Source organism: Sphingomonas sp. NPDC092440 (genome assembly GCF_044754985.1).
Classification (GTDB): Bacteria; Pseudomonadota; Alphaproteobacteria; order Sphingomonadales; family Sphingomonadaceae; genus Sphingomonas.
This window is the reverse complement of the sequence record NZ_JBIVQA010000003.1, coordinates 43,426-69,039: the sequence shown is the minus strand read 5'-3', so window position 1 is coordinate 69,039 and position 25,614 is coordinate 43,426. Positions and strand designations below refer to the sequence as shown.

Sequence of the window (25,614 nt, the reverse complement as noted above, 5' to 3'; positions counted from 1 at the left end):
GGGAGCGGCGCACGAAGTGCGACCCCCCTAATCGGTGGAATTCGCCCTGCCCCTGTCCGCAGCGCCATTGCCTGGCTCGTCCCCGAACACGGGCTCGCCCTTGCGGCGGCGATCGACGAAATCGGCGATGCTCGCGCTGGTGGCGTTGAGCAGCGGATAGGTGGTCGATTTGGTGATCCATTGCGGGCGATTGGCCGGGCCACCGCTCACCGTGTCGAACAGCAGCACGACCAGCAGGAAGCCGATGCTGACCAGGATCAGGCCCTTGAGCGCACCGAAGCCGAGGCCGAGCACGCGGTCGACCGGGCCGAGGAAGCTCTCGCGGGTGCGCGATCCGATCGCCCGGGCGAGCAGCCGCCCGCCGAAATAGGTGACGCCGGTCAGGATCACGAAGGCCAGCACCGCCCCGCCCTGCTCGGTGCCGACCAATCCGGCCAGCGCGGCGGCGAGCGGGGTGTGGAACAGCTTGAGCGCGAGCACGATCAGCAGCCACGCAACCAGCGCCAGCACTTCGGTGACGAAGCCGCGCAGGAAGCCCAGCACGGCGGCGCCGCCGATCGCGAGCAGCACGATGATGTCGAGCCCGGTCAAAGTCATTGGAACACGTCCCTCCCGGGGACGGCCTATAGCGGAGGATGGATGGGAAACGGGAGAGGGAATCAGCCCTGCCGCGTGATCCGCAGCGCCCAGCGGTCATAGCCGAGTTCCTCGACTCGCTTCATGATCGCCTGCGCCAGCGCCGAGGAGGGGACGGCATCGCGGCACAGCACCCACAGATAGCGCCCGCTCGGCTCGCCGACGATCGACCAGGCATAGTCGTCGTCATGGTCGAGGATCCAATAGTCGCCGGTGTAGAGCGGGCCGAAGAACGAGACCTTGAGCTTGGCGTTGGTCGTCTCGTCGGCGACGACGGCCTTGCCCTCCGAGACGCTGCGATCGCCCTCCGGCCAATCGAGCGTGCCGCTGTTGGTCACGCTGATCTTGCCGTCCTCGAGCAGCGCGTACTCGGCGGTCACCGCGTCCAGCCCCTTCTCGAAGCGGTTCTCGTGCCGCGCCAGCTCGTACCATTTGCCGAGATACCGGGCGAGATCGACCGGCCTTGCCGGCTCTGGCACCTTCTTGTTGATCACCGGCGGGCGGGTGGCGCGCGAATAGAGGAAGAGGCCGCCGATCGCGGCGACCGCGACGCCCGAGGCGATGGAAATGGCAGTGCTTCGCTTCATTCCGGCAATGTGGGGGGTAAGCCCCGGAAAGGATAGCCCTATCAATGATAGGGCGTGCAGCTTCGCTCCCGCTGGTTCCACGGGGGGAGGATCCGCGCCCGGCGCTTGCCGTAATAGCTGAGGTCCATCGACACGCGCACCGGCACGCCCTTGCGGGTATAGATGTCCTGGTCGCCCCAGCGCTCGTTGCCGGTCTCGCAATGCATCCAGCCCCGGCGCTGCAGGGCCTCGACCAGCTTGTAGATTTCCTCCTGGCCCCCGTTCGCCCACAAGGTCAGGTGATCGAAGCCGCCGCGCCCGTCGCTGCCGATCAGGTCGAGGGCCGCTTCATAGGGGCCCTCGCCGGCCATCATCAGCCCGCTGCGGCGGCAGCGCGCGCGGAACGCGTCGATCTTGACGCATTCGGTGAAGCCGGCGCGCCGCGCATCCGCCGCGCTGCCGCTCACCGGCAACCCTTCGAAGACGAGCGAGGGCGGCGGCGTGCGGACGGGCTCGGCGCCGGCCCACAGAATCGCCGCCATCAGCGCCACGGCGCAGGATGTCGGCACCAGCATCCCGGGGCGTGCCCATTCGCCGGCCAATTCTCGCAGCATCGATCGCCCCGCCAATCTGTTCGCGACACGATGTTCCATAGCCCAGCAAGCGATTGCAACCCCTTGGCAAATAACGGAGTCGCGCTCAGCGCCCCAGCAGATGATCGACGAACTGGCCCAGCGACTTGAACCCCGCCAGCTGCAGCCCGCCCTTGTCCTTCGCCTGCACGGCCGGGGCGAGCGCGCGGCCGAAGCCGAGCTTCGCCGCCTCGCGGCAGCGCAGCGCGCCATGCGCCACCGGGCGCACCTCGCCCGACAGCGCGATCTCGCCGAACACCACCGCGTCCACCGGGATCGGCCGCTCGGCCAGCGCCGAGACGAGCGCGGCCGCCACCGCCATGTCCGCCGCCGGATCCTGCACGCGGTAGCCGCCGGCGATGTTGAGATAGACTTCGCAGGTCGAGAAGCTGAGCCCGCACCGCGCCTCCAGCACCGCGAGGATCATCGCCAGCCGCCCGCCGTCCCAGCCCACCACCGCGCGCCGCGGCGTCGCTCCGCTCGCCAGCCGCACGGTGAGCGCCTGCACCTCGATCAGCACCGGCCGGGTGCCCTCCAGCGCGGGGAACACCACCGTGCCGGTCACATTCTCGTCGCGCGCGGTGAGGAACAGCGACGAGGGATTGGAGACTTCCTCCAGCCCCTCGGTCTGCATCGCGAACACGCCGATCTCGTCGGTGCCGCCGAAGCGGTTCTTCACCGCGCGCAGGATGCGATACTGGTGGCTGCGCTCGCCCTCGAACGCCAGCACCGTGTCGACCATGTGCTCGAGCACGCGCGGGCCGGCGATGCTGCCGTCCTTGGTGACATGGCCGACCAGCACCAGCGCGGTGCCGCGTTCCTTGGCGAAGCGGATCAGCTCGCCCGAGGCGGCACGCACCTGGCTCACCGTGCCCGGCGCGCCCTCGATCAGGTCCGAATGCATCGTCTGGATCGAATCGATGATCAGCAGCGCGGGCGGCGCCCCCTCGCCCAGCGTGGTCAGGATGTCGCGCACCGAAGTCGCCGCGGCCAGCATCACCGGCGCCTTGCCCAGGCCCAGCCGCCGCGCGCGCAGCCGCACCTGGTCCGCCGCCTCCTCGCCCGAGACATAGGCGACCGCCAGCCCGCGCGAAGCGATCCGCGCCGCCGCCTGGAGCAGCAGGGTCGACTTGCCGATGCCGGGGTCGCCGCCGATCAGCGTGGCCGAGCCCTCGACGAAGCCGCCGCCCAGCGCGCGATCGAACTCGGCGATGCCGGTCGAGGTCCGCTCGGGCAGCGCGATATCGGTGTTGAGCCCGGTCAGCTGGATCGCCCGCCCGCCCGATTGGAGGTTGTGGCGCGCCTGGAACGGCGTCACTACCGCCCCGGCGTCCTCCACCATCTGGTTCCACTCGCCGCAATCGCCGCACTGCCCTGCCCATTGCGAGGAGACCGAGCCGCAGGCCTGGCAGACATAACGCTTCTTGAGTTTCGCCATGGCCGCGAAGGTAGCGGGAGAACAAGATGAGAACAATAGCGCAAACGCCCGCTCATGGACCGGCGGAGGGCGGCGAACGGCCTCCTGCACGGGATATTGACGGTTTCTCCACACGACCTCCAGAAAGGAGAACTATGCGCCAAGGTTGCCCCTCGCGCCCGCGGACGGTATCGCGCGCGCCATGAAGCCCACCGAGCTCCGCGTCGCACTGTTCAGCGGCAACTATAACTACGTCCGCGACGGCGCGAACCAGGCGCTCAACCTGCTCGTCGGCTATTTGCTCGATCAGGGCGTGAAGGTCCGCGTCTATTCGCCGACCACCGATACCCCGGCCTTCCCGCCGACGGGCGATCTGGTGAGCGTGCCGGCGCTGCCCGTGCCGGGCGGACGCGACGAATATAAGTTCGCCAAGGGCATCAAGGCGGTGCTGCCGGATCTGGAGGCCTTCGCGCCCAATCTCGTCCATGTCTCCGCGCCCGAGATACTCGGCCACCGCGCGGTCACCTGGGCGCGCCGGAACAACATCGCCTCGGTGGCCTCGGTCCATACCCGGTTCGAGACTTATCCTGCCTATTATCATATCGGCTTCGTCACGCCGCTGCTGATCTGGACGCTCACCCGCTTCTACAACCGCTTCGACACCGTGCTGCCCACCGGGCGCGGCATGGAGGAGCTGCTGCGCGGCTGGGGCGTCGAGCGGCCGATGCGGATCTGGTCGCGCGGCGTGAATCACGACCGCTTCAATCCGGGGCGCCGCAGCCTCGAATGGCGGCGTTCCCTGGGCATCGCGGACGACGAGGTCGCGGTGAGCTTCCTCGGCCGGCTGGTGCTGGAAAAGGGGCTCGACATCTTCGCCGAGGTGGTCGGCGAACTGCAGCGGCGCGGCGTGAAGCATCGCGTGCTCGTGATCGGCAAGGGGCCCGCGGAGCAATGGTTCGCCGAGCGCGTGCCCGATGCCGTGTTCGCCGGCTTCCAGGCGGGCGACGATCTCGGCCGCGCGGTCGCCTCCATGGACGTGTTCTTCAATCCCTCCCTTACCGAGAGCTTCGGCAACGTCACGCTGGAGGCGATGGCCGCCGGCGTGGCCGTGGTCGCCGCCAATGCGGTCGGCCCGGTCGGCATGGTCGAGGAGAATGTGAGCGGCCTGCTGGTCGATCCGGGCAAGGGCGCGATGCGCCGCTATGCCGATGCGATCCAGCATTATTGCGAGAACCACGATGCGCGGCGGGCCGCGGGCGCGGCCGGACACGCGATCGCCGAAACCTATCAATGGGACGCGATCAACCAGAAGGTGCTCGACGCCTATCTCGAGGCGATCGGGAAGCGGGCCTGACTCCTTCTCCCCTTCAGGGGAGAGGGAAATTAGCGCCAATCATATTTCAGCCCGTCCTCGCGAAAGGCGAACCGGTCGAGATGGCGCTCCACCGCGCCCTTCAGCCCCTCGAGCTGCTCGGACGAGCTGGCGTCGATCCGGATGTCGAGCCCGGTCTCGGCGACATTGAAGGTCACCACCGCATCGCCCGGATGGTCCGCGCCGCGCGCGTCCCTGGGGAAGATCACCGTGCCGTTCTCCGGCGTGAACTCCACCTGGAGATTGTGCTGCCAGTGCTTGCACAGCTGCTGCAGATAGCGGCCGGCATGCTCGGTGGGGGCCAGCGTCTCGGCCGAAAACAGAGTCATCGTCATGCGCTTCGTCTCCATCGGCGGCGGCACGATCCCGAGCCGCCGCCTCAGCATTTCAATGCGCGGCACCGGGCTCAGAGCCGCTCGATCTTCCGCGCCGCTTCGTCGAGGATCTCGGCGACGCCGTGCAGCATGTCGGCATCGACGCTTTCGCCCGCAAGACGTTCCTGCAGCACGGCGCGCAGATTGCCCATCGCGCGGCGGATCGGCCCGCCATGGGACCGCTCGCGCAGCCCCGCCAGCTGCTGGAGCCGCTCGAACAGCGCCGCCACTTCCTCGGTCCGCTCGGCGAGATGCGCCGCGCCCGCCTCGGTGATCGCGAACTGCTTCTTGGCGCCTTCGCTCTTGCTTTCCTCGATCAGCCCCATGTCATCGAGCATGGTAAGCGTCGGATAGACCACGCCCGGGCTGGGGGCATAGGCGCCGCCGGAACGCTCCTCGATCTCGCGGATCAGGTCATAGCCGTGGCGCGGCTGCTCCTCGATCAGCTTGAGCAGGATGAGGCGCAGCTCGGTGCCGTCGAACATGCGGCGGCGGCCGCCCCGTTCGCCGCGCTCGCCAAAGCCGCCGCGCCCCATGCCCCATCCGATGATGAAGTCCGGCGCGCCGCCGCCAAAGCCGCCACGGCGGCCGAAATGCATGCCGCGATGGCCGCAATGATGATGTCGCATACTATCTCCTGTACGACTCGTGATGGATCTAAGATATATCTTGAGTCGATCTTTACAAGTCTCGAGATTGACATTCCTCGTTGTTCCCCTATTGTTCTCGTCATGCTTCTCAACCTCCCCTTCTCCGCCGGTGCCCTGCGCGGAAAGGCGGTGGGGGGCGGCGCGGCGCGCGATGGGGTCATGGCTTTTGTGACCTTCCGGTGCCGATATCCGCAGTGGGAAAACGGGTCCGCCGGCCCTATCTGTGCCGGCGATGGCTGATCTTTTCGCGACCGAGGAACAGGCGCCGCGCGCCTCCGAAAGCCCTGCCGGCCCGCTCGCCGATCGCCTGCGCCCGCAGCGGCTCGAGGATGTCGTGGGGCAGGAGCATCTGACGGGGGCCGAGGGCGCGATCGGGCGGATGGTGGCGGCGGGCAAGCTCTCGTCGATCATCCTCTGGGGCCCGCCCGGCACCGGCAAGACCACGATCGCCCGCCTGCTCGCCGACGCGGTGGGCCTGCGCTTCGTCGCGATCAGCGCGGTCTTCTCGGGCGTCGCCGACCTGAAGAAGGTGTTCGCCGAGGCGAAGGAATATGCCCGGATCGGCCGGCGCACGCTCCTGTTCGTGGACGAGATCCACCGGTTCAACCGCTCGCAGCAGGACGGCTTCCTGCCCTATGTCGAGGACGGCACCGTCACCCTGGTCGGCGCGACCACCGAGAATCCGAGCTTCGAGCTCAACGCCGCGGTGCTCAGCCGCGCCCAGGTGCTGATCCTCCACCGGCTCGATCCCGCCGCGCTGACGCGCCTGCTCGATCGGGCCGAGGCTGTCGAGGAACGCCCCCTGCCCCTCACTCCCGATGCACGCGACGCGCTGGTGGCGAGCGCGGACGGCGACGGGCGCTTCCTGCTCAACCAGGCCGAGACTCTGTTCGCCGTCCATTTCGAGCAGCCGCTCGATCCCGCCGGCCTGTCGAGCTTCCTCCAGCGCCGCGTCGCGGTCTATGACAAGGATCGCGAGGGGCATTACAACCTGATCTCCGCGCTGCACAAAGCGGTGCGCGGCAGCGATCCCCAGGCGGCGCTCTACTATCTCGCGCGCATGCTTACCGCCGGCGAGGAGCCGCTCTTCGTGCTGCGCCGGCTGGTGCGCATGGCGGTGGAGGATATCGGCCTGGCCGATCCCAACGCGCTGGTCCAGTGCCTCGCGGCCAAGGACAGCTACGAGTTCCTCGGCTCGCCCGAAGGCGAGCTGGCGATCGCCCAGGCCTGTCTCTATGTCGCCACCGCGCCGAAATCGAACGCGGCCTATGTAGCGCAGAAGGCGGCATGGCGCGCGGCGAAGGAGACCGGCTCGCTGATGCCGCCGCAGAACATCCTCAACGCCCCCACCCGGCTGATGAAGGACATCGGCTATGGCAAGGGCTATACCTATGACCATGACGCCGAAGGCGGCTTCTCGGGCGACGACTACTGGCCCGAGGAGATGGCGCCGCAGACCTTCTACACCCCCACCGATCGCGGCCATGAGAAGCGCATCGCCGAGCGGCTGGCCTGGTGGAACGAGATGCGGGAGCAGCGGCGGGACAGCGGCGGGAGATCGGACGAATGAAGGACTGGGAAGACGCCACTGCCTATGCCCGCACCCTGCCCGATGTGGTGATGGAGAAATGGTGGGGCACGCCCTGCCCCAAGATCAACGGCAAGGGCTTCATGTCGCCCGGGCGCGAAACGGGCAGCTTCGCGCTGATGGTCACCAGCCCGGAGAAGGAGATATTGTTCGAGACCGATCCGGACACCTTCTGGCAGACCGCCCATTACGCCAATTACCCGATGCTGCTGGTGCGCTACGGCAGCGGGAGCCGCGAGCGAGTCGAGCTCTATATCCAGCGCGCCTGGTGGGACCGCGCGAAAAAGCCCCAGCGCATCGCGGCGGGGATGGCGGAGCGGCCGTGAGCACGCTTCATTCCTCCCCGAGGGATTAGGTGTCCGTCTTCACCGATTTCATCGCGATCGACTGGTCGGGCCAGGCGGTCGAGCGGCCCCGGGGGCTGGCGGTCGCCCATGCGAAGTCCGGGACCGGCGCGCCCGAACTGGTCGAGCGCGGCTGGTCGCGCCAGGGCATTGCCGACTGGCTGGGCGAGTTGGCGGATCGCGGCACGCGGGCACTGATCGGCCTGGACCTCTCCCCTGCCTTCCCGCTGGTCGATGCGGGCGCCTATTTCCCCGGCTGGGCGCTCTCCCCGCCCGACGGCCCCGCATTGTGGCAGCTGGTGGAACAACTCTCCGCCGAAGACCCGCATCTGGCCGCCACCAGCTTCGTCGACCATCCCGAGGCGCGGCGCCATTTCCGCCGGATGGGCGATTGCGGCGATCTGTTCCCGCCCGGCCGCGGCCGCTTCCGGGTGTGCGAGCATGGCCAGGCGGCGATGCGCCTGTCGCCCTATAGCTGCTTCAACCTGGTCGGCGCGTCCCAGGTCGGCAAGTCGAGCCTCACCGGCATGCGCGTGCTGCACCGGCTGCGCGGGCGGGTGCCGATCTGGCCCTTCGATCCCCTGCCCGGAGACGGCCCGGTGCTGGTCGAGATCTACACCGCGCTCGCCGCGCGGGCCGCGGGCATGCGCAAGGGCATTTCCAAGATCCGCGATGCCGCGACGCTGGACGAGATGCTGGCCGCGCTCGGCTCGCAGGCCCATGCGCCGATCGCCCGCTACGACGATCACGCCACCGACGCGATGCTCAGCGCGGCCTGGCTGCGCCATGTCGCCGGCCGGCCCGAACTCTGGACGCCCGCCGGCCTCACGCCGGAGCTGGCGCGCACCGAAGGCTGGACCTTCGGTGTTTCCTGAGCGGCCGTTGATCGCGGCCGGGCACGCTTTCGTCGCAGGGGCGATGCGCGCGCCTGCCCGGGCCAGCAGCGTCTCCCAAAGGGCACCCATGGCGGGGCCGTTCTCGAGGGAGCATTTGCATGCAGGCCGTCCTCCTCATCCTCTCCAGCCTCGCGGCGGCGCCGCACGAAGCGCCGCAACAGGCGACCAGGCCCGCGCAGCCCGCCGCCAAGGCGCCGCCCGCGCCGGCCGTACTCAGGCTGCGCACGGGCATGAAGGTCTATGCGTCGGACGGCGTGCTGGTCGCGGAGACGGCGCATATTCCCTCGCCCATCGGCTTCTACGAGCCCAACGCCAGCTTCTTCACCGTGCAGGAGCGACCGTTCATGGAACGGCGCATCTATGCCCGCGAGGCCTGGCTGGACGGCGACGTCGTGCGGCTGCGGATGACCGCGGCGCAGTTCCGCGCGCGCGGCCAGAACCCGCCGGGGGCGCCCGGCTCGTAACTGCGTGCCTAGGCGGGTTCGGCCGCGATCTGGCGCAGCGCCTGTTCAAAGGCCTCGGGTGGCTGGCCGCCCGATATCAGCCATTTGTCGTCGATGACGATCGCCGGCACCGAATGGATGCCCCGTCCCTGCCAGAGCTGCTCGGCCTGGCGGACCTCGCCGGCATAGCGGCCCGAAGCGAGCACTTCGCGCGCGGCCGCGCCGTCCAGCCCGGCCCTTTCCGCCGCGGCGACCAGGACGTCATGGTTCGACGGGTCCTGCTGGTCGGTGAAATAGGCTTCGAACAGCGCGTGCTTCAACGCCGCCTGACGACCCTCGATCGCCGCCCAGTGGAGCAGCCGGTGCGCGTCGAACGTGTTGTAGATCCGGCTGTCGGCCGAGCCGTTCATCGTGAAGCCGAGCGCCGCCGCGCGGTCGCGGATCATCTCCCGGTTCGCCGCCGATTGCTCGGGCGTGGAACCGTATTTCCGCGCGATGTGCTCGCCGATATTCTCGCCTTCGGGCGCCATGCCGGGGTTGAGCTCGAACGGCTGGAAATGGATCCGCGCGTCGACGACATCGCCGGTCCGCGCCAGCGCTTCCTCCAGGCCCTTCAGGCCGATGATGCACCAGGGGCAGGAAACGTCGGAGACGAAATCGATCTTGAGCGGGCGGGGCATTGGCGGTCCTTTGTCGACTTGCTCCGCCAAGATGGGAACCGGGTGCCCCGATGCAATGTCAGCCCCGCTTCAGCGCGTCCGCCCGCCGGAGATATTCGTCCGCCATCTCGAAGCGGATGCGGCGCACGCCGGGATCGTCGCTGTCCGCGGCGCGCGCCCGCTCCTCGCGCGCGCGGCGCTGCAGATAGGCGCGCTCATCCTCCTTCGCTTCGGACTCCGCCGCCTTCGCGGCCGGAAGTCCGGTTCCGCTCCCGCGCTTCGGCTCGGTGGCCAGCGCCTCGTACATCGCCGCCAGGGTCAGATGCTGTTCGCGGGCGGAGCCGGTCAGCTCCGCCGCCATTTCACGCTGGAGCGCGGCGCGGGCCTGGTAATAGTCGTGCTGCTTGTTCATCGCTGTCCCCGCTGCGCGGATGCAATTCTACGAAACCTTGCGCAAAAGCGAAGGTTTCCAGGCAGCAATGGTCGCTCGGCGGCGCCATTCCATCGCATATCCGGGCACCGCGCGCCCGCCGACGACGGGGCTTGCGCGCACTACAAATGTAGCGTAGGCTACAAATGTAGCGTAAAGGGATTCTCATGCTGAACAATCTGCCGCCCCGCGAACGCCAGATCGTCGACCTGCTCTACGAGCGGGGGGAGATGGCGGTGTCCGATGTCTGCGATGCCCTGCCCGACAAGCTCTCCGCCTCGGCGGTCCGGGCCATGCTGACCCGGCTCGAGCAGAAGGGCGCGGTGCGGCGCACGCAGAGCGATCGCGGCTATCTGTTCTCGCCGGTCGAGGCCGAGAGCAAGGCGAGCGTCAATGCGCTCGGCCATGTCGTGCGCACCTTCTTCAACGGCTCGACCACCCATGCCGCCAGCGCGCTGCTCGGCATGAGCGAGAAGCTGGACGAGAACGACCTGGACGAGCTGGAGGCGATGATCGCCGCGGCGCGCGCCAAGAAGGGAGCCTGATCATGACCGCGTTGCTCGGCCTCGTGCTCAAGTCGCTGGTGATCGCCGGCGTCACCCTGATCCTGCTCCGCCTCACCCGCGGCCGCTCGGCGGCGGAGCGTTCGCTGATCGCGCATCTCGGCCTGGCCGGCCTGGTGATCCTGCCGCTCGCCACGCTGGTGCTGCCGTCGATGCGCCTGCCGATGCCCGAGTTCGTCCAGAGCGGGTTCGAGGCTCCGGCCGCGCGGATCGCCTCGCGGCCGGCCGCGAGCTTCACCGCCGCCCCGGTGACGGCAGACGCGCCCGCCATGGCGACGCCCGCCACCGAGACCGCCGCCGCGCAGCCCTGGTTCACGCTGCCGCACGGCTGGGAGCGCTATGCCTATGCGCTGCCCGTGCTGGCGCTGCTGCTGCTCACCATCGTCGCGCTGCTTCGCCTCGTCCGCCTGCGCGCCGGGGCCGAAGTGCTCGTCGACCCGGTCTGGCTGAGCGCGCTCGCCCACGCCCAGCGCCGCATGGGGATGAAGAGCGGCACCGCGCTGCTGGTGAGCGATGCGCTGCCCTCGCCCATTTCCTGGGGCCTCGCCCGCCCGACCATCCTGCTCAGCGCCGATGCGCTCGCCGCCACCGACGAGGCCGAGGCCATCATCGCGCACGAGCTGGCGCACGTCTCCGCGCTCGACTGGGCCAAGCTGATGCTCGCGCGCGTCGCCACCGCGATCCACTGGTTCAACCCGCTGGCCTGGCGGCTGGCGCGCGAAGCGCACCAGCTGCGCGAGGAAGCCGCCGACGATGCCGTGCTCGCCGCGAACATCGATGCGCCCGACTATGCCCAGCTGCTCGTCCGGGTCGCCCGGCACGAGAGCAAGGGCCTGTTGCTCGGCGCGCACGGCGTCGCGCCCGGCAAGGGCAGCCTCAAGCGCCGGGTCGGCCGCGTGCTCGACGCGACGCTGCCGCGCGGCCGCGCCCAGGGCTCATGGATCGCAGGCTTCGGTGCCGGCATGCTGGTGATGGCCGCGCCGCTCGCCGCGCTGACCGTCGGCGCTGCCGAGAGCCGCGACGCCACCACGACCGTAAGGGAGAGCAAGGCCGGCACCGGCCTGGCGGCGAGCCCGGTCACCGCCCCCACCATGTCGCCCGCCGCCCATGCGGCCCCGGCTCCGGCAGCTACCGAACATGCCCCTGCCGTTGCCGCCGCCACGCCTGCGCCGGTGGCCGCCGCCGCCGCGCCCGACCCCCGCCAGGACCGCGAGGCCCGGAGCGACAACGGCCGCGACCGTGAGCTCAATGCGATCATCGGCGCCCGCGCCGTCGGCGTCACGCCCGAATATATCGAGGCGATCCGCCGCGCCGCGCCGCAGCTCGGCCCGATCAGCCTCGACGACGCGACCAGCATGCGCGCCGTCGGCGTCACGCCGGAATATGTCCAGGCGATGATGTCCACCGGCCTGCGCATCCGGTCGTTCGACGACATCGTCTCGGCCCGGGCGGTGGGCGTGAATCCCGACTATGTCCGCAGCCTGGTGTCGGCCGGCTTCCGCGGCCAGCTGGACGATTATGTCGCGCTGGCCGGCATGGGCGTGAGCGCCGACGATGTCCGCCGCCTGCGCAACGCCGGCATGCCGGTCGAGATCGACACGCTCGCCCTCACGCGCAACGGCCGCAAGCGCGGTCCCAATCCCAACCCCAATCCGCGGCCCAACCCGAATCCGCATCCCGATCCGGACCCCAATCCCGACAACTAACCGGGTCCGCTCTTCCACCTGCCCATTGCCGAAGCGCCAACGCCCCGTCCGGGGCGGACGCCCCCGGCTTGCCTGCTGCATTAGGAGAAATGCCATGAACCGCGTTCTTGCCGTCATCGCCTCCGTTACCCTGCTCGCCACCGCCGCCATCGCTGGCGATCGTGCCCGCGACCCGGTCACCGCGTCCACGCCGATCAGCTTCAAGCTCCAGCTCGAAGCCAGCGGCACGCGCTTCGAGCTGCGCCTGTCCATGGGCCCGCGCAGCAACATGAACACCCATCTCAGCCACGAGCAGCTCGGGCTCGACAGCCGCGCGCTCGAAGCCGATGGCCCGGTCCGCTTCGCCATCGCCCGGGAGCCCGGCCGCCTCGACTGCGCGGGCGATGCCGGCAAGCAGGTCGCCACCGGCAACTGCACCTTCACCCCCGCCACCGAGTTCGCGCGCTATCTCGCCGGCCGCGGCATCGGCGCGCCGAGCTTCCGGGAATCGCTCGACCTGACGATGGTCGGCGCCAACCGCACGCTGGTCGAGGCGCTGGTCCAGGCCGACTATCCCAAGCCGACCATCAATCAGCTCATCGCCCTTTCCGCGCTCCGCGTCACGCCGGCCTATGTCGCCGACCTCGCGCGCCAGGGCTTCCGCCCCGACAATCTCGAGGATCTCACTGCCTTCGCCGCGCTCGGCATCGATGCCGATTATGCCGGCAAGATGCTGCGCGCCGGGCTGGGCAAGCTGATCGGCAGGAATCTGATCGAGCTCAAGGCACTCGGCGTGTCGCCCGAATTCCTCTCGGACATGGCGGGCGCGGGGCTGCGCAACCTTTCCGCCGACCAGGCCGTGCAGCTCAAGGCGATCGGCGTCACGCCCGCCTATGTCCGCGAGCTCGCCGCGATCGGCTATGCCGATCTGCCGGCGAACCGGCTCGTCGAGATGAAGGCAGTCGGCGTCACCGCCGAGGATGTGCGCCGCGCCCGCAAGATCGGAATCGCCAAGCCCACGCCCGATCAGCTCGTCCAGCTGCGCACGCTGCGCAACTGATCGTCGCGAAGCCTTTCCCAGATGCGTCCAGCTGCGCTGCTTCTCGCCGGCGCCGCGCTCCTCCCCGTGAGCGCGGCCGCCCAGACCACCACGCCGCCACCCAGCGCCAAGCAGGTCTTCGCTCCCGAGGACTTCACTCGCTTCGCCCCGCGGACCGCCTATGACATGCTCGTCCGGGTCCCCGGCTTCACCATCCGCAGCGCGGACCAGGAGCGCGGCCTTGGCCAGGCATCGGAGAATGTGCTGATCAACGGCGAACGCATCGCCAACAAGACCGGCGGTGCGATCGCCGAGCTCCAGCGCATCGTTGCCGGCAATGTCGAGCGGATCGAGATCGTCGACGCTTCCACCCTCGGCATCGCCGGCCTGGCCGGCCAGGTCGCCAACATCATCCTCAAACAGGCCCGCAAGGCAGGCGGCCAGTTCGAATGGCGGCCGGACTTCCGGGCCCATTATGCGCGCCCCAACCTGTTCCGCGGCAATGTCAGCTACACGGGCAAGACGCGCGGGATCGATTACACGCTCTCGCTCGAGGATCAGACCGGGCGCGGCGGCCTTGGCGGGCCGGAGCTGTTCCATGCCGCCGACGGAACGCTGATCGAGCGCCGCGAGGAAATATATCATTCGGAATCGGACACGCTCGTCGCCAAGCTCAGGCTCGGCTTCGACGGACCGGGCGGCGCCAAGGGGCATCTCATCCTCAACTATTCGCCCTATTGGGGGCCGGTCTATGATTTCGAGCGGCGCTATCGTGCCGATGGCAATGACGGCACCCGCCTGCGCCGCAACCGGCTCGACGGCTGGATGTACGACGTCAACGCGGACTATGAATTCCCGCTCGGGCCCGGCCGGTTCAAGATCATCGGCCTGCGCCATTTCGACCATGAGCCGCTCATTTCCACCCAGGTCGACAGTTTCGCGAGCGGCGCGCCCGATCAGGGCACCCGCTTCGAGCGCAACTCGTACATCACCGAAACCATCGCCCGTGCCGAATATGGCTGGAAGATGGGGGGAAGCGACTGGCAGCTCTCGCTCGAGCGCGCGGTCAACGGCCTCGACCAGCGCGGCGCGCTCGCCAGGCTCGATCCGCGGGGTGCCTTCGTGCCGGTTCCCTTCCCCGGCGGCAGCGGGATCGTGCGCGAAGTCCGGCACGAGGGCATGGTGACGTTCAGCCGCCCGCTCGGCGCGGGGATCAGCCTCCAGGTCGCCGCCGGCGGCGAGTCCAGCGCGCTTGAGCGTGTCGATGGCGACTTGCCCGCGCGCCGGTTCTTCCGGCCCAAGGGCAGCATCACGCTCGGCTGGCGACCGGACGAGCAATGGGATCTCAGCCTCAAGCTGCGTCGTCGGGTCGGCCAGATCAGCTTCTACGATTTCATGGCCCAGCCCAACCTGAAGTCAGAACGGCAGAATAGCGGCAATGCGGAACTCGTCCCCCCGCAGAGCTGGGAAGCGGAGATGGAGGTCGGCCGCGCACTGGGCGCCGCGGGCAAGACCCGGCTGCGCGCTTACTATTACGCCGTCGAGGACATCGTCGACATCGTGCCGATCGGCACGGATGGCGAAGGCGTCGGCAATCTGCCGCGCGCGACGCGCTTCGGGCTGGAGAGCACCAGCACGATCCAGTTCGCGCCGCTGGGCCTGCCCGGCGCCCGGCTCGACGCCAAGCTGGGCTTCGAGATCGCCCGCGTCCGCGATCCGCTCACCGGCGAGATGCGCCCGATCAGCGGGACGCAGGATCGCTGGGCCGAACTGGATTTCCGCCACGACCTGCCGAACAGCGATTTCGCCTGGGGCGCCACGGCCGGCCTCAATCACAATACGGCCTATTATTATCTCACCGAAGTGAACCGCGAGAACGAAGGCCCCTGGTTCGCCAACGTCTTCGTCGAACACAAGGACGTGTTCGGCCTCACCGTGCGCGCGCAGGTGGGCAATGTCCTCAACGGGCGGCACTATTATGATCGCCAGGTCTATGCCGGGCGGCGCAACGCGAGCCCGCTGGTGTTCCGGCAACGCAACGACCAGCTGATCGGGCCGATCTTCACCTTCACGATCCGCGGGAGCTTCTGATGCACATGATCGACCGAGCCCTGCGCTCCATCGCTTCGTCCGCCCTTCTTTCGAGCGTTGCCCTGGCGCATCTCGCAACGGCCGCTCCCGCCCGGGCACAGGCCCAGGCACCCGCGCAGCAGACCCCGCTGCTCGCGCCCGAAACCGTGATGCTCACGATCGACCTGGGGCCCGGCGAGCCGCCGCTCGCCGTGACGCTGGCCGAGCTGATGCAGGTCTTCCGCGTGCCGGGCATGAGCATCGCGGTGGTGAAGGACAATCGCATCGCCTTCTCGGCCAGCTTCGGCGTGACCGAGGCGGGCGGCACCGCGCCGGTCACGCCGGCCACGCTGTTCCAGGCAGCCTCGATCAGCAAGCCGGTCACCGCCATGGGGGCGTTGTGGCTGGTCGAGCGGGGCAAGCTCTCCCTCGACGCCGATGTGAACACCCAGCTCAAGGGTTGGAAGCTGCCGGAGAGCCCGCTCGCCGCCGCCCGCAAGGTCACGCTGCGCCGGCTGATGACGCACAATGCCGGGCTGAACGTCCATGGCTTTGCCGGCTATGCTCAGGGCATGCCGGTGCCGGGCATCGAGCAGATCCTCGACGGCAAGCCGCCCGCCAACAGTCCGGCGGTCCGCGTGACCGTGGAGCCCGGCACCCAATGCATCTATTCGGGCGGCGGCGTGACGATAGAGGGCCTGATGATCCGCGAGGCGGCAGGCCAGCCGTTCGAGGAATTCATGGCCGCGCGCGTCCTGCGCCCTGCCGGCATGACGAGCAGCAGCTTCGCCCAGGCCCTGCCCCCGGAACTGGCGGCCCGCGCCGCCAGCGGCACCGGACCCGACGGCGCCGTCACTCCGGGCAAATGGCACGTCTATCCCGAGCTCGCCCCCGATGGCCTGTGGACCACTGCCGAGGATCTCGCCCGGCTCGGCATCGAAGTGTCGCTCTCCCGCGAAGGCAAGGCCAACCATGTCCTCTCGCAGGCGATGACGCGCGAGATGCTGACGCCGCATTGCCCCGACGATCCCGGCAAGCCCGGCGGCATCGGGCTGGGTTTCGGTGTCGGCTATGGTGGCCATCCCGGCCAGTTCCGCCACAACGGCGCGAACGAGGGCTTCCAGTCGCTGATGTTCATGGACGCCGACAAGGGCTGGGGCATCGCCCTGCTCGGCAACTCGGACAGCTTCTCGTCCATCTATGAGCGCATCATGAAGGTCGTCGGCGACGCCCAGGGCTGGCAGTATCAGGCCCGCCAGCCGCGCGAAGGCGATCTGCTGCTCGTCGTCGCCGCCCGGCGCGGCCTGGATGCGGCGCTGGCCCATTATGATCGCACGCGGAACGGAAAGGACGACCCGTCGGTCCTCAACCTGCTCGGCTACCGCCTGCTCCGCCAGAACCAGATCGCCGACGCGCTCCGCGTCTTCGAGCGCAACGCCGCGCTCTATCCGGCGGACGCCAATGCGTGGGACAGCCTGGGCGAGGCGCATGCCCGCGCCGGCAACCGCGAAGCCGCGATCCGCAACTATCGGCGATCGCTCGCGCTGGATCCGGGCAACGCCAATGCGAAACGGCAGGTGGAGAAGCTCGAGCGCTAGGGGGGCTCATATTCTTCCTTCGTCATCCCGGCCCTGCGCCGGGGTCCCGCTATCTCGCCAGCGCAAGCAGAAGCGGGATCCCGGCGCAAGGCCGGGATGACGGCAGGGAAATCAGATACTTGCTTGGGTTCTCACCCTAATCCATTCCCACCTTGCCCGGCGCCCAATAGGCCTTGGTCGCGATCCGGCTCGGCGGCACCGCCAGCCGCTTCAGCCGCTGACGGAGGCGCTGGACGGTACTCGCCTTGCCGGTCAGCACGAAGCCGGTGCCGCCGGCCGCCAGCGTCGCGAGCCGCAGCTCCATCTCGCCGACATGTGCATCGTCCGCCGCTCTCGCGAACAGCGCGACCCGGTCGAGCCCCAGCTGCTCGGCCACCCGGCAGCTGCCCTCCACGTCGCCGACCTCGAAATAGCCGGCGACTACGCGCCCCGGGGTCTGATAGGCCAGCGCATGGGCGAGCCCGATCGAGGTCTCGTCGCCGAACACCGCCAGCGGGCCGTGCATCCGGCCGGCATCAAGCGAGCCGCGCGGCCCGAAGATGTCGCACATGGCGCCCGGCGCCACGTCGCGCACCCAGGAACTGCCCGGCCCGTCGCCGTGCACATGGCCCAGGATGCAGGCGCGCCCGGTCCCCGGGTTCCATTCGATCGGCGTATAGGTCCGCGCAGTGAACGCCGATCCCATCGCGATCTGGATCTTCTGCCCCGGCGTCCAGGCGATGCCCTCCAGTGCCGGACCTTCCAGGGTGATCAGCCGGAAGCCGTCGGCGAGCCGTTCGCTGGCCGTCACGGTCGCGCGCTTCATCAGCAGCCGGATGAGCGCCTGGCCAATCCGGCCGGGAGCCTTGGCCACGGGGCGTTCGGGCGATTCCATCGGCAGCATCACAGGGTCCTCATGCAGAATTCATTGCCACGTCTCCCCGCCCCGCGCCGCCGCCTGGACCCTTGCCCGGCCCATGCCCGCGACGGCATGCCGGCTTCCGTGCCCAATCTGTCGACTTGCGCCGCCCTTCCGGGCTCGACGGGTTCGCACACAACTGATAATGGCTCGCATTATTGTCGTCATTGCGAAGCATGGACAGATTATTATTATATCCTGCCAATCAAAGCGGAAGCGGATATGCCCATCCTGAATGAGATCGGCAGCGATAATGGCTGGACGGATCCGGACGCGGTGCCCCGCCCGGTCGTCACCTATGGCTTCATCACCGAAGCGTTCGGCAGCTTCGAGCTCGCCCCGCATCACCACGCCAAGGGCCAGATCATCCTGGCCCAGCGCGGCGCGCTGAGCTGCGAGGTGGACGGGGGGCTGTGGATCGTCCCGCCGCGCAGCGCCATCTGGATCCCCGGCGGCGCCCTCCATTCGGTCAAGGCGACGGGCGCGCTGGAAGGCTACAACGCCTTCATCGCCCCGGACGTGGCGGCAGGCCTGCCCGCCAGCTGCTGTGCCCTCTCGGTCAGCCCGCTGCTCCGCGAGCTGCTCGCCCGCGCCGCCGTCCTGCCCGTCCTCTACGAGGAGACCGGCCCCAATGCCCGGCTGGTCGCGGTCCTGCTCGACGAGATCGCTGCCGCCGGGATCGAGGATCTTCACCTCCCCATGCCCGCCGATGCCCGGCTGCGCCGGGTAGTCGACCTGATGATGGCCGCCCCGGCCGAGCGCGGCACGCTCGACGGCTGGGCCCGCCGCGCCGGCCTGGGCGAACGCACCCTCGCCCGGCTGATCCATCGCGAGACCGGCATGAGCTTCGGCCGCTGGCGCCAGCAGCTGGGGGTGATGCTCGCAGTCAAGTGGCTGGCGGGCGGCGCCTCGATCCAGCAGGTCGCAGGCGACCTTGGCTATGAGAGCGTGCCGAGCTTCGTCACGATGTTCCGCAAGGCCCTGGGCACCTCGCCCGGCCGCTACATGGCGGAACGCCATTCCAGCCGGCACTGATCCGCGCGGGGGCTGGACGCCGGCCCCGGCGCGCGCCACCCTGCCACCTCGCGCCAAGGAGAGCCCGATGATCCCCGCCCCTTTCCGGGTCACTCGCCATCTCGCCTGAGCCGCGCCTCGGCAGCCGCGCGGCGCGCCTGCTCTGGGTGGCGCTCGGCTGCTTCTTCGTCGCGCTCGGCGTGATCGGGGCGCTGTTGCCCGTGATGCCGACCACGATCTTCCTGATCCTGGCGGCCGGCTGCTTCGCCCGCGGATCGGCCCGGCTCGAGGCATGGCTGCTCGATCATCCCAAGGTGGGGCCGCCGATCCGGCAATGGCGCGAGCAGGGGGCGATCCCGCGCCGCGGCAAGATCGCGGCCTGTGCCGGGATCGCGCTGGGCTATGCGCTGTTCTGGATCTCGGTACGCCCCCATGCCGCGCTGGCGCTCGGCGTCGCGGCGGGAATGGCGGCCTGCGCGCTGTGGATCGTCACTCGCCCCGCGCCCATCGACCCGGCATAGTTCGGCCTTGACCGCCCGGACGAAGCCGACCAAGGGGCGAGCAACCTGCGGATCGTCGCGGGTTTCGGGCAGGTGCCGGGTTAGCTCAGCTGGTAGAGCAGCGGTTTTGTAAACCGAAGGTCGCGGGTTCGATCCCTGCACTCGGCACCAGCCCTGGCCTCGCGATTCGGCGGGAAGCCCTTCAGAACAGCCGGAATACCGCGTTGGAAGCTCGACTGGCCAAGGGTCTGCCCCCTTGTGTGCGGCTCCGCGCGTCAAGATGATGCGCATTCGAGATGGGCTTGATCGCCCCGATCCGAATGCTCCGGACCAAAAGCCCGAGCCGCCCCTTGTTCACGATATGATATAATGTTACGCGATTCGCACTTCTTGCATCGAGCCTTTCATCCGGGGGGATGGTCCTTTGAATCTCTGCACCAGAATCGCCGCCACGGGCGCGGCACTCGTCATGGCCGGCGTCGGACACGCGGCTGCAGACGAGGCGCACGCGAATACCGGCAACGAACCGCAGCGCGGCGCCGCGGAGATCGTGGTCACGGCCACCCGCAACGAGCAGACGATCGCCGACGCGCCCGCGACCATGTCGGTGGTGACCGGCACGGAGCTGCGGCGGCGCCCGGTCCAGGATCTCGCCGAAGCGCTGGAGAACGAGCCCGGCGTGGCGATCAACGGCATCGGCATGACCCGGCGCGGCATCTCGATCCGCGGCATGTCGAACGAGCATGTGCTGACCCTGGCGGACGGGCGCCGGATCAACGACGCCGCCGCCAATATGGCGCATGTCGATTTCGACCTCGGCTGGGTGCCCAGCATCGCGATCGACCGTATCGAAGTGGTGCGCGGGCCATTGTCCGCGCTCTATGGCTCGGAGGCGCTGGCCGGCGTCATCAACGTCATCACCCGCCGCCCCACCGAGCGGATCGAGGTGAGCGCGCTCGGCCTCGCCGGCTTCCGCGATGGCAGCGGCGGCGACAGCGCGCAGATGGCGGCGCTGGTCGGCGGGCCCCTGACCAGGACGCTCGGCATGGTCGCCTGGGGCGAATATCGCTACCGCGACCGCACGCAGAGCCTGACGGACCCGCGGCAGAGCGAGCTCGAGGGGCGCAGCGCACTGAGCGGCAGCATCATTGCCTGGTGGGAGCCCGTGGCGGGGCAGAGATTCGAAGTCGGCCAGGCCGCGATCGACGACGATCGCGCGCGCGATACGGTGACGACCTCGGCGCCGGCCACCTATTATGAATATCAGGATCACGTCACCCGGGCGCAGACCTATGGCAGCTATACCGGCCAATGGCGCTGGGGCGAACTGCGCGCCCGCGCCTATCGCTCGACGCTCGAACGGATCAACGAACGCGACCAGAATCAGGCGCCGACCCAGCCCACCAAGGTGACGGACACGGCCGCCGATGCGAGCGTGCTCCTCAACCTCTTCCGGGGCAACCGCCTGACCCTGGGCGGCGAGCACCGGCGCGAAGCGCTGCGCGACGCCACGGTCAACGCCACAGGCTCCGCAAGCGTCGATCACGACGCGCTCTTCGTCCAGGATGAATGGGATATCACCGGCGGCATTTCGCTCACCGCCGGCAGCCACTTCGATCACCATCCCGGCTATGGCTGGCAGGTTTCGCCGCGCGCCTATCTGGTCGTCGCGCCGATCGAGGGGCTGCGCTTCCGCGGCGGCTTCGGCGAGGCGTTCAAGGCGCCGAGCCTCAAGCAATTGTCGCGCGGCTATATCACCGTGGCCGCCGGGGGACGCTTCATCATCACCGGCAATCCCGAGCTCAAGCCGGAAACCAGCACTGCCTATGAATTCGGCGCCAGCTATGCGGGGCGGAACTGGAATGTCGGCGCCACGCTGTTCCGCAACGACCTGCGCGGGCTGGTGCAGACGATCTGCGTCGAACTTTGCGGCGTTCGTGGGCGCGAGCGGCGCGCCTATGTCAATGTGAGCCGGGCCCGCACGCAGGGTGTCGAGCTGTCGGCGGAAGTTCGGCCGGTGCGCATGCTGACGCTCGGTGCCAGCTATACCCATGTCGAGCCGCGCGACATCTCCGCCAATCGCGAGCTTGCCGAACGTCCGAACGACACGGTCAAGGTCAGGCTGGCATGGGAACCCCTGCCCGGCACGGCGCTCAACGTGCGCGGCCGCTATATCGGCAAGCAGACCGTCTACCAGACCGTGGGCGCCGCCACCAACGCGGTCCGGCTCGACGCCTATGATCTCTGGTCGCTCGATGCGAGCCACGCGCTGAACCGCCAGCTCACCCTCAAGGCCGGGATCGACAATATTTTCGGAAAGCGGCTGGCGGAGACCTCCGCGCTCTACAGCTTCGCCGAGCCGGGGCGGGTGTTCTTCATCGGCCTGGGCGCCAGTTTCTGACGATGCGGCTGCTTCTTGCCCTGATCCTGACGCTCCTGGCCGGCATGGCCTCCGCGCAGGAGACGACGGTGCCGGGACATCCGCCGGTCGTCAGGATCGTCGCGACGCGCTTCACGCTGCCGGCCAAGTTCGAGCGGCTGGCCGGCTGGGCCGAGGAGCGGGGGTACCGGATCGAATGGCGGCAGATCGAGGACGGCGGCACGCCGGCGGAGCTGACCGGTGGCGCCCGGCTGCTGGTGTTCGACGGCCCCCGCCCCGGCGACATGGCCGCGCTGGACAAGGCCGCCGGCGGCCTGGGCGACCGGCTGGCCGTCCCCTGGATCGCGATCGGGGGCGGCCCGCCGCGCTCGGGCGGTCTCGCGCCCGAGGTCGCGCGGCGGCTGATCGGCTATTATGCGGGCGGCGGCGCCGCCAATCTGCGCCGCTTCGTCGAAGCTGTTCCGCTGGCGCTCGCGGGACGCGATATCGGCGCCCTGCCCGCACCCGCGCGGCTTGCCGCGGCCGGTCTCTATCATCCGGCGGCGCCTGCCCCGTTTGCCGCGGCGGAACCGTTCCGAACCTGGGCAGGGACCCGGGGCTGGGCGGACCGGCCGGTGGTCGCCATCGCCATCGCCGATGGCATGATCCGCGACATGCAGACCGAAATCGTCGACGCGGTCGTCGCGGCGCTCGCCGAGAAGGGGCTGCTGGCGGCCCCCTTCTGGTATGACGATACCGATCCGCAGGCGATCGCCAGGACGGTGGGCGGGCTGCACCCGATCGCGCTGGTCAACATGACTCATATGCAGAACGGCGCCACGCGTGCCGCAGAGTTCGCGGCGCTCGATATTCCGGTTCTTCTCGCACTGAGCGCGCGCACGCAGACCGTCGCCGAATGGCGCACCGGACCGGGCGGCATCCCGGCCTCGACCGCCGCCGCGCTCCTGACCATTCCCGAAGGCTGGGGCGTCTCCGACCCGCTGGTGATCAGCGCGGTCGAGAAAGGCGCGGCCGTTCCGATCCCCGAACAGATCGATCTGCTCGCGGCCAAGCTCCGGCGGCTCGCGGCGCTGCGCGCCATCGCCCCCCGCGACAAGCGCGTGGCGCTGTTCTTCTGGAACCATCCCGTCGGCGAGAAGAACCTCGCCGCCTCCAATCTCAATCTGCCGAAGAGCCTCGCCAATGTCGGCCGGGCGATGGCGGCGGCGGGCTACGACGTGACGCCCGCCGAGGAGTCACGGCTGATCGCCGATGGTCAGGCGATGCTGGCGGGCTATTACCGGCCCGAGACGCTGGCGGTGCTCCAGCAACGCGGACTCGCGGCCAGGCTGCCGCTGGCGACCTACACGGCCTGGCTGAACACCCTGCCCCGCGAGCGCCGTGAGGAGATCGTCGCGCGCTGGGGCCCGCCCGAGCAGAGCCGCTGGCTGCGCGGCGGCGCATTCGTCATTCCGCGGCTGATGCTCGGCAAGCTGGCGATCCTGCCGCAGCCGCCGCGCGGCGGCGATCCGGTGAGAAGCTATCACGACCAGAAGCTGCCGCCCGATCACGTCTATCTGGCCGCCTATCTCTGGGTGCGCGGGCATGCCGACGCGATCGTCCATTTCGGCACCCACGGAACCCAGGAATGGACACCGGGCAAGGATCGCGGGCTCTGGGCGGGCGACTATCCCTTCCTGCTCGTCGGCGACCTGCCGGTCTTCTATCCCTATATCCAGGACAATGTCGCCGAGGCGATCCAGGCGCGGCGGCGCGGCCGGGCCGTGACGATCAGCCACCAGACGCCCGCCTTCGGCCCCTCCGGACTCTATGACGAGCTTCGCGACATCCATGCGCTGATCCACCAATATGCGCAGCTTGACGATGGCGGCGTGCGTGATCGCGTCGCCGGCGAGATCCGCGCCAAGGCCGCCGCGGCGCATCTGGATCGCGACATCGGCTGGGATGCCGCGGCGATCGATCGCGATTTCCCCGGCTATTATGCCGCCCTGCACGACCATCTGCACCAGGTCGCGCGCACCGCGATACCGCTTGGCCTGCACAGTTTCGGCGAACCCGCATCGGCCGAACATCGCCTGACGACCGTGATGCAGCAACTCGGCCCCGCCTATCTCGAGGCGCTTGGACAGGATCCGGTCGAGGCATTCGCGGAGGACTTCGCTGCGATCCGGCAGGGCCGGCCCTATCGCACGCTCGCCCGCTATCTGCGCGAGGGGGAAAGCCCGGCCGGCATCGTCGATCCGAAGCTGCGCGGCCAGATCGAGCGCGCCGCGCTGCTGGACGCCCGGCTGGCGGACACCGGCGAGATCGAGGCGTTGCTGGCGGGACTTGCCGGCCGCTTCGTGCGGCCCGGCGCGGGGGGCGACCCGGTACGCAATCCGGAGGTCGAGAGCGGCCGCAATCTCTACGCGTTCGAGGCCGACAAGATTCCGACCCGGGCCGCCTATGCCCAGGGCGGCGCGATGCTGGACAAGCTTGTTGCCGCCTATCGCACCGGGCATGGCGGCAAGGCGCCGGAGAAGCTCGCTTTCGTCATGTTCTCGGGCGAGACGATCCGCCAGCAGGGCGTGGTCGAGGGGCAGATCCTCCATGCGCTCGGCCTGCGTCCGGTGTGGGGACGTGGCGACCGGCTCGAGCGGCTGGAAGTGGTGCCGGCGGCGGAACTCGGCCGGCCGCGGATCGACGCGGTGGTTCAGGCCAGCAGCGTCTATCGCGACCAGTTCGACGGCTTCATGCGGCTGCTGGCCGGCGGGGTCGAGCAGGTTGCCGCGCTCGACGAGGGGAGCGGCCCCGCCGCGAACGCGCGGGCGCTCGCCGCGAAGCTGGTGGCGCGGGGCGTCCCCGCCGACCGGGCGCAGGCGCTGGCGCGACTGCGCATCTTCAGCAATGCGCCCGGCGACTATGGCACCGGCCTGCCCGGCCAGATCGCCAAGGACAGGAACTGGAACGCCGACAAGGACCTCGCCGATCCGTTTCTGGCGCGCCTGCAATATGCCTATGGCGCGAGCGCATGGGGCATGGCGCCCGGGGAGGCCAATCTGTTCGCCGAGCAGCTGCGCGGCGTCGATGCCGCGGTGATGTCGCGATCGTCGAACGTGCATGGCCTGCTCTCGACCGATCACCCGTTCGAACATCTCGGCGGGTTGTCGCTCGCGATCCGCAGCCTGACGGGCAAGGCGCCCGATCTCTACGTCGCCGATCTGCGCGGCACCGAGGGCAAGGTGACCACCGCCGCCAGCTTCCTCTCCAGCGAACTGCGCGCTCGCTATCTCAACCCGCAATGGATCGGCGCGATGCAGGCGGAGGGCTATTCCGGCGCCAATGCGATGCTCGACATCGTCAACAACCTTTGGGGCTGGCAGGTGACCGATCCCGCCAGCGTGCGCGCCGACCAATGGCAGGCGATGCACGATATCTATGTGCGCGATACGCGCCGGCTGGGCCTTGATCGCTTCTTCGCCCAGGCCCATCCCTCGGCGCAACGCCAGATCGTCGAGCGCATGCTCGAGGCGGTGTCGCGCGGCTATTGGCAGCCCGATGCGCGGACCCGCCGCTCCCTGGAGGAGAAGCGCGCCGCCCTCGCCATGGCCGCGCGCAGCAGCGCCTCCACGGCGGCGGGGGGCTTCGGCCTGCGGACCATCGCCCCAGCCGCTCCGCGGGCGGCACCCGCCCCTGCCCGGGCCGCCGCCGCGCATATGCCTGCTGCGCGCGGAATGATCCTGGAGCAGACCCCGCCAGGGCCGGCGCCCGCGATCCGCACCACCCCTGTCGCGGGATTGCTGCTGGCGCTCCTGCTGCTCTTCATCACCGGCATCCTGCGCGAAATGCGGATGCGCCGGCCCCCCGTTCCAGCCTGAAGG

At 69.3% G+C, this 25,614-nt stretch carries 23 protein-coding genes and 1 tRNA gene; 15 read left to right on the top strand and 9 right to left on the bottom strand.

Annotated features, from left to right (window positions below):
- Positions 1 to 27: 27 nt before the first annotated feature.
- The 4 genes from ACIQCS_RS05635 to radA all read right to left on the bottom strand — a co-directional run bounded on the left by ACIQCS_RS05635 (position 28) and on the right by radA (position 3,272).
- Positions 28 to 597, bottom strand: coding sequence for a CvpA family protein (locus ACIQCS_RS05635; protein ID WP_345851019.1), 570 nt, complete (start codon positions 595 to 597; stop codon positions 28 to 30).
- Between the two features lie 62 nt (positions 598 to 659).
- Positions 660 to 1,223 carry a lipocalin family protein gene (locus ACIQCS_RS05630; RefSeq protein ID WP_345851017.1) on the bottom strand — a complete coding sequence of 188 codons (564 nt, stop codon included), beginning with the start codon at positions 1,221 to 1,223 and terminating at the stop codon, positions 660 to 662.
- A 41-nt stretch (positions 1,224 to 1,264) separates the two neighbouring features.
- Entirely contained in the window at positions 1,265 to 1,816 is a 552-nt protein-coding gene (locus ACIQCS_RS05625) for a hypothetical protein (RefSeq protein WP_345851015.1), read from the bottom strand.
- 85 nt (positions 1,817 to 1,901) lie between these two features.
- On the bottom strand, positions 1,902 to 3,272 hold the full coding sequence (radA, locus tag ACIQCS_RS05620) for a DNA repair protein RadA (RefSeq protein ID WP_345851014.1): 1,371 nt from the start codon (positions 3,270 to 3,272) through the stop codon (positions 1,902 to 1,904).
- Between the two features lie 181 nt (positions 3,273 to 3,453).
- Between radA and ACIQCS_RS05615 the strand changes: the two genes are divergently transcribed.
- Positions 3,454 to 4,605, top strand: a complete 1,152-nt coding sequence (locus tag ACIQCS_RS05615) for a glycosyltransferase family 1 protein (RefSeq protein WP_345851013.1) — start codon at positions 3,454 to 3,456, stop codon at positions 4,603 to 4,605.
- A gap of 29 nt (positions 4,606 to 4,634) precedes the next feature.
- Here ACIQCS_RS05615 and ACIQCS_RS05610 read toward each other — a convergent pair whose 3' ends face one another.
- Together ACIQCS_RS05610 and ACIQCS_RS05605 are read right to left on the bottom strand one after the other, a co-directional pair.
- Entirely contained in the window at positions 4,635 to 4,952 is a 318-nt protein-coding gene (locus ACIQCS_RS05610) for a DUF2218 domain-containing protein (RefSeq protein WP_401530504.1), read from the bottom strand.
- Between the two features lie 77 nt (positions 4,953 to 5,029).
- Entirely contained in the window at positions 5,030 to 5,626 is a 597-nt protein-coding gene (locus ACIQCS_RS05605; RefSeq protein WP_280278322.1) for a PadR family transcriptional regulator, read from the bottom strand.
- A 253-nt stretch (positions 5,627 to 5,879) separates the two neighbouring features.
- Between ACIQCS_RS05605 and ACIQCS_RS05600 the strand changes: the two genes are divergently transcribed.
- The 4 genes from ACIQCS_RS05600 (at position 5,880) to ACIQCS_RS05585 (ending at position 8,939) form a co-directional block, all read left to right on the top strand.
- Entirely contained in the window at positions 5,880 to 7,217 is a 1,338-nt protein-coding gene (locus ACIQCS_RS05600) for a replication-associated recombination protein A (RefSeq protein WP_345851010.1), read from the top strand.
- Positions 7,214 to 7,561 (top strand): hypothetical protein, encoded by a 348-nt coding sequence (locus ACIQCS_RS05595; RefSeq protein WP_345851009.1) that lies wholly within the window; start codon positions 7,214 to 7,216, stop codon positions 7,559 to 7,561. The genes ACIQCS_RS05600 and ACIQCS_RS05595 overlap by 4 nt, the downstream gene beginning before the upstream one ends.
- A gap of 29 nt (positions 7,562 to 7,590) precedes the next feature.
- Positions 7,591 to 8,454 carry a hypothetical protein gene (locus tag ACIQCS_RS05590; RefSeq protein ID WP_345851007.1) on the top strand — a complete coding sequence of 288 codons (864 nt, stop codon included), beginning with the start codon at positions 7,591 to 7,593 and terminating at the stop codon, positions 8,452 to 8,454.
- Positions 8,455 to 8,573: 119 nt separating this feature from the next.
- Complete coding sequence (locus ACIQCS_RS05585) at positions 8,574 to 8,939, top strand: hypothetical protein (RefSeq protein ID WP_280278317.1); 366 nt, start codon at positions 8,574 to 8,576, stop codon at positions 8,937 to 8,939.
- 8 nt (positions 8,940 to 8,947) lie between these two features.
- Here ACIQCS_RS05585 and ACIQCS_RS05580 read toward each other — a convergent pair whose 3' ends face one another.
- The gene (locus tag ACIQCS_RS05580; protein ID WP_345851005.1) at positions 8,948 to 9,598 is read right to left on the bottom strand and encodes a DsbA family oxidoreductase; all 651 of its coding nucleotides are present in this window, start codon (positions 9,596 to 9,598) and stop codon (positions 8,948 to 8,950) included.
- Positions 9,599 to 9,656: 58 nt separating this feature from the next.
- Positions 9,657 to 9,989, bottom strand: a complete 333-nt coding sequence (locus ACIQCS_RS05575; protein ID WP_345851004.1) for a hypothetical protein — start codon at positions 9,987 to 9,989, stop codon at positions 9,657 to 9,659.
- Positions 9,990 to 10,174: 185 nt separating this feature from the next.
- Between ACIQCS_RS05575 and ACIQCS_RS05570 the strand changes: the two genes are divergently transcribed.
- The 5 genes from ACIQCS_RS05570 (at position 10,175) to ACIQCS_RS05550 (ending at position 16,962) form a co-directional block, all read left to right on the top strand.
- Positions 10,175 to 10,552, top strand: coding sequence for a BlaI/MecI/CopY family transcriptional regulator (locus ACIQCS_RS05570; protein ID WP_345851002.1), 378 nt, complete (start codon positions 10,175 to 10,177; stop codon positions 10,550 to 10,552).
- A 2-nt stretch (positions 10,553 to 10,554) separates the two neighbouring features.
- Positions 10,555 to 12,276 (top strand): M56 family metallopeptidase, encoded by a 1,722-nt coding sequence (locus tag ACIQCS_RS05565; RefSeq protein ID WP_345851001.1) that lies wholly within the window; start codon positions 10,555 to 10,557, stop codon positions 12,274 to 12,276.
- Positions 12,277 to 12,370: 94 nt separating this feature from the next.
- Positions 12,371 to 13,315: a hypothetical protein gene (locus ACIQCS_RS05560; protein WP_345850999.1), complete on the top strand. Its 945-nt coding sequence runs from the start codon at positions 12,371 to 12,373 to the stop codon at positions 13,313 to 13,315.
- Positions 13,316 to 13,336: 21 nt separating this feature from the next.
- Positions 13,337 to 15,385 (top strand): TonB-dependent receptor plug domain-containing protein, encoded by a 2,049-nt coding sequence (locus tag ACIQCS_RS05555; RefSeq protein ID WP_345850997.1) that lies wholly within the window; start codon positions 13,337 to 13,339, stop codon positions 15,383 to 15,385.
- 5 nt (positions 15,386 to 15,390) lie between these two features.
- A complete protein-coding gene (locus ACIQCS_RS05550; RefSeq protein ID WP_401530274.1) occupies positions 15,391 to 16,962 on the top strand; it encodes a serine hydrolase in 1,572 nt (523 codons plus the stop codon).
- A 136-nt stretch (positions 16,963 to 17,098) separates the two neighbouring features.
- On the opposite strand, the gene ACIQCS_RS05545 is transcribed toward ACIQCS_RS05550, so the two are convergent.
- A complete protein-coding gene (locus tag ACIQCS_RS05545; RefSeq protein ID WP_345850995.1) occupies positions 17,099 to 17,845 on the bottom strand; it encodes a siderophore-interacting protein in 747 nt (248 codons plus the stop codon).
- Between the two features lie 237 nt (positions 17,846 to 18,082).
- Between ACIQCS_RS05545 and ACIQCS_RS05540 the strand changes: the two genes are divergently transcribed.
- The 5 genes from ACIQCS_RS05540 (at position 18,083) to cobN (ending at position 25,611) form a co-directional block, all read left to right on the top strand.
- Entirely contained in the window at positions 18,083 to 18,895 is an 813-nt protein-coding gene (locus tag ACIQCS_RS05540; protein WP_345850994.1) for a helix-turn-helix transcriptional regulator, read from the top strand.
- A 146-nt stretch (positions 18,896 to 19,041) separates the two neighbouring features.
- The gene (locus tag ACIQCS_RS05535; protein ID WP_345850993.1) at positions 19,042 to 19,395 is read left to right on the top strand and encodes a YbaN family protein; all 354 of its coding nucleotides are present in this window, start codon (positions 19,042 to 19,044) and stop codon (positions 19,393 to 19,395) included.
- Between the two features lie 74 nt (positions 19,396 to 19,469).
- Positions 19,470 to 19,545: transfer RNA gene (locus ACIQCS_RS05530), tRNA-Thr, on the top strand.
- 253 nt (positions 19,546 to 19,798) lie between these two features.
- Entirely contained in the window at positions 19,799 to 21,775 is a 1,977-nt protein-coding gene (locus tag ACIQCS_RS05525) for a TonB-dependent receptor domain-containing protein (RefSeq protein WP_345850992.1), read from the top strand.
- 2 nt (positions 21,776 to 21,777) lie between these two features.
- The gene (cobN, locus tag ACIQCS_RS05520; protein WP_345850990.1) at positions 21,778 to 25,611 is read left to right on the top strand and encodes a cobaltochelatase subunit CobN; all 3,834 of its coding nucleotides are present in this window, start codon (positions 21,778 to 21,780) and stop codon (positions 25,609 to 25,611) included.
- The last annotated feature ends 3 nt before the right edge of the window (positions 25,612 to 25,614 follow it).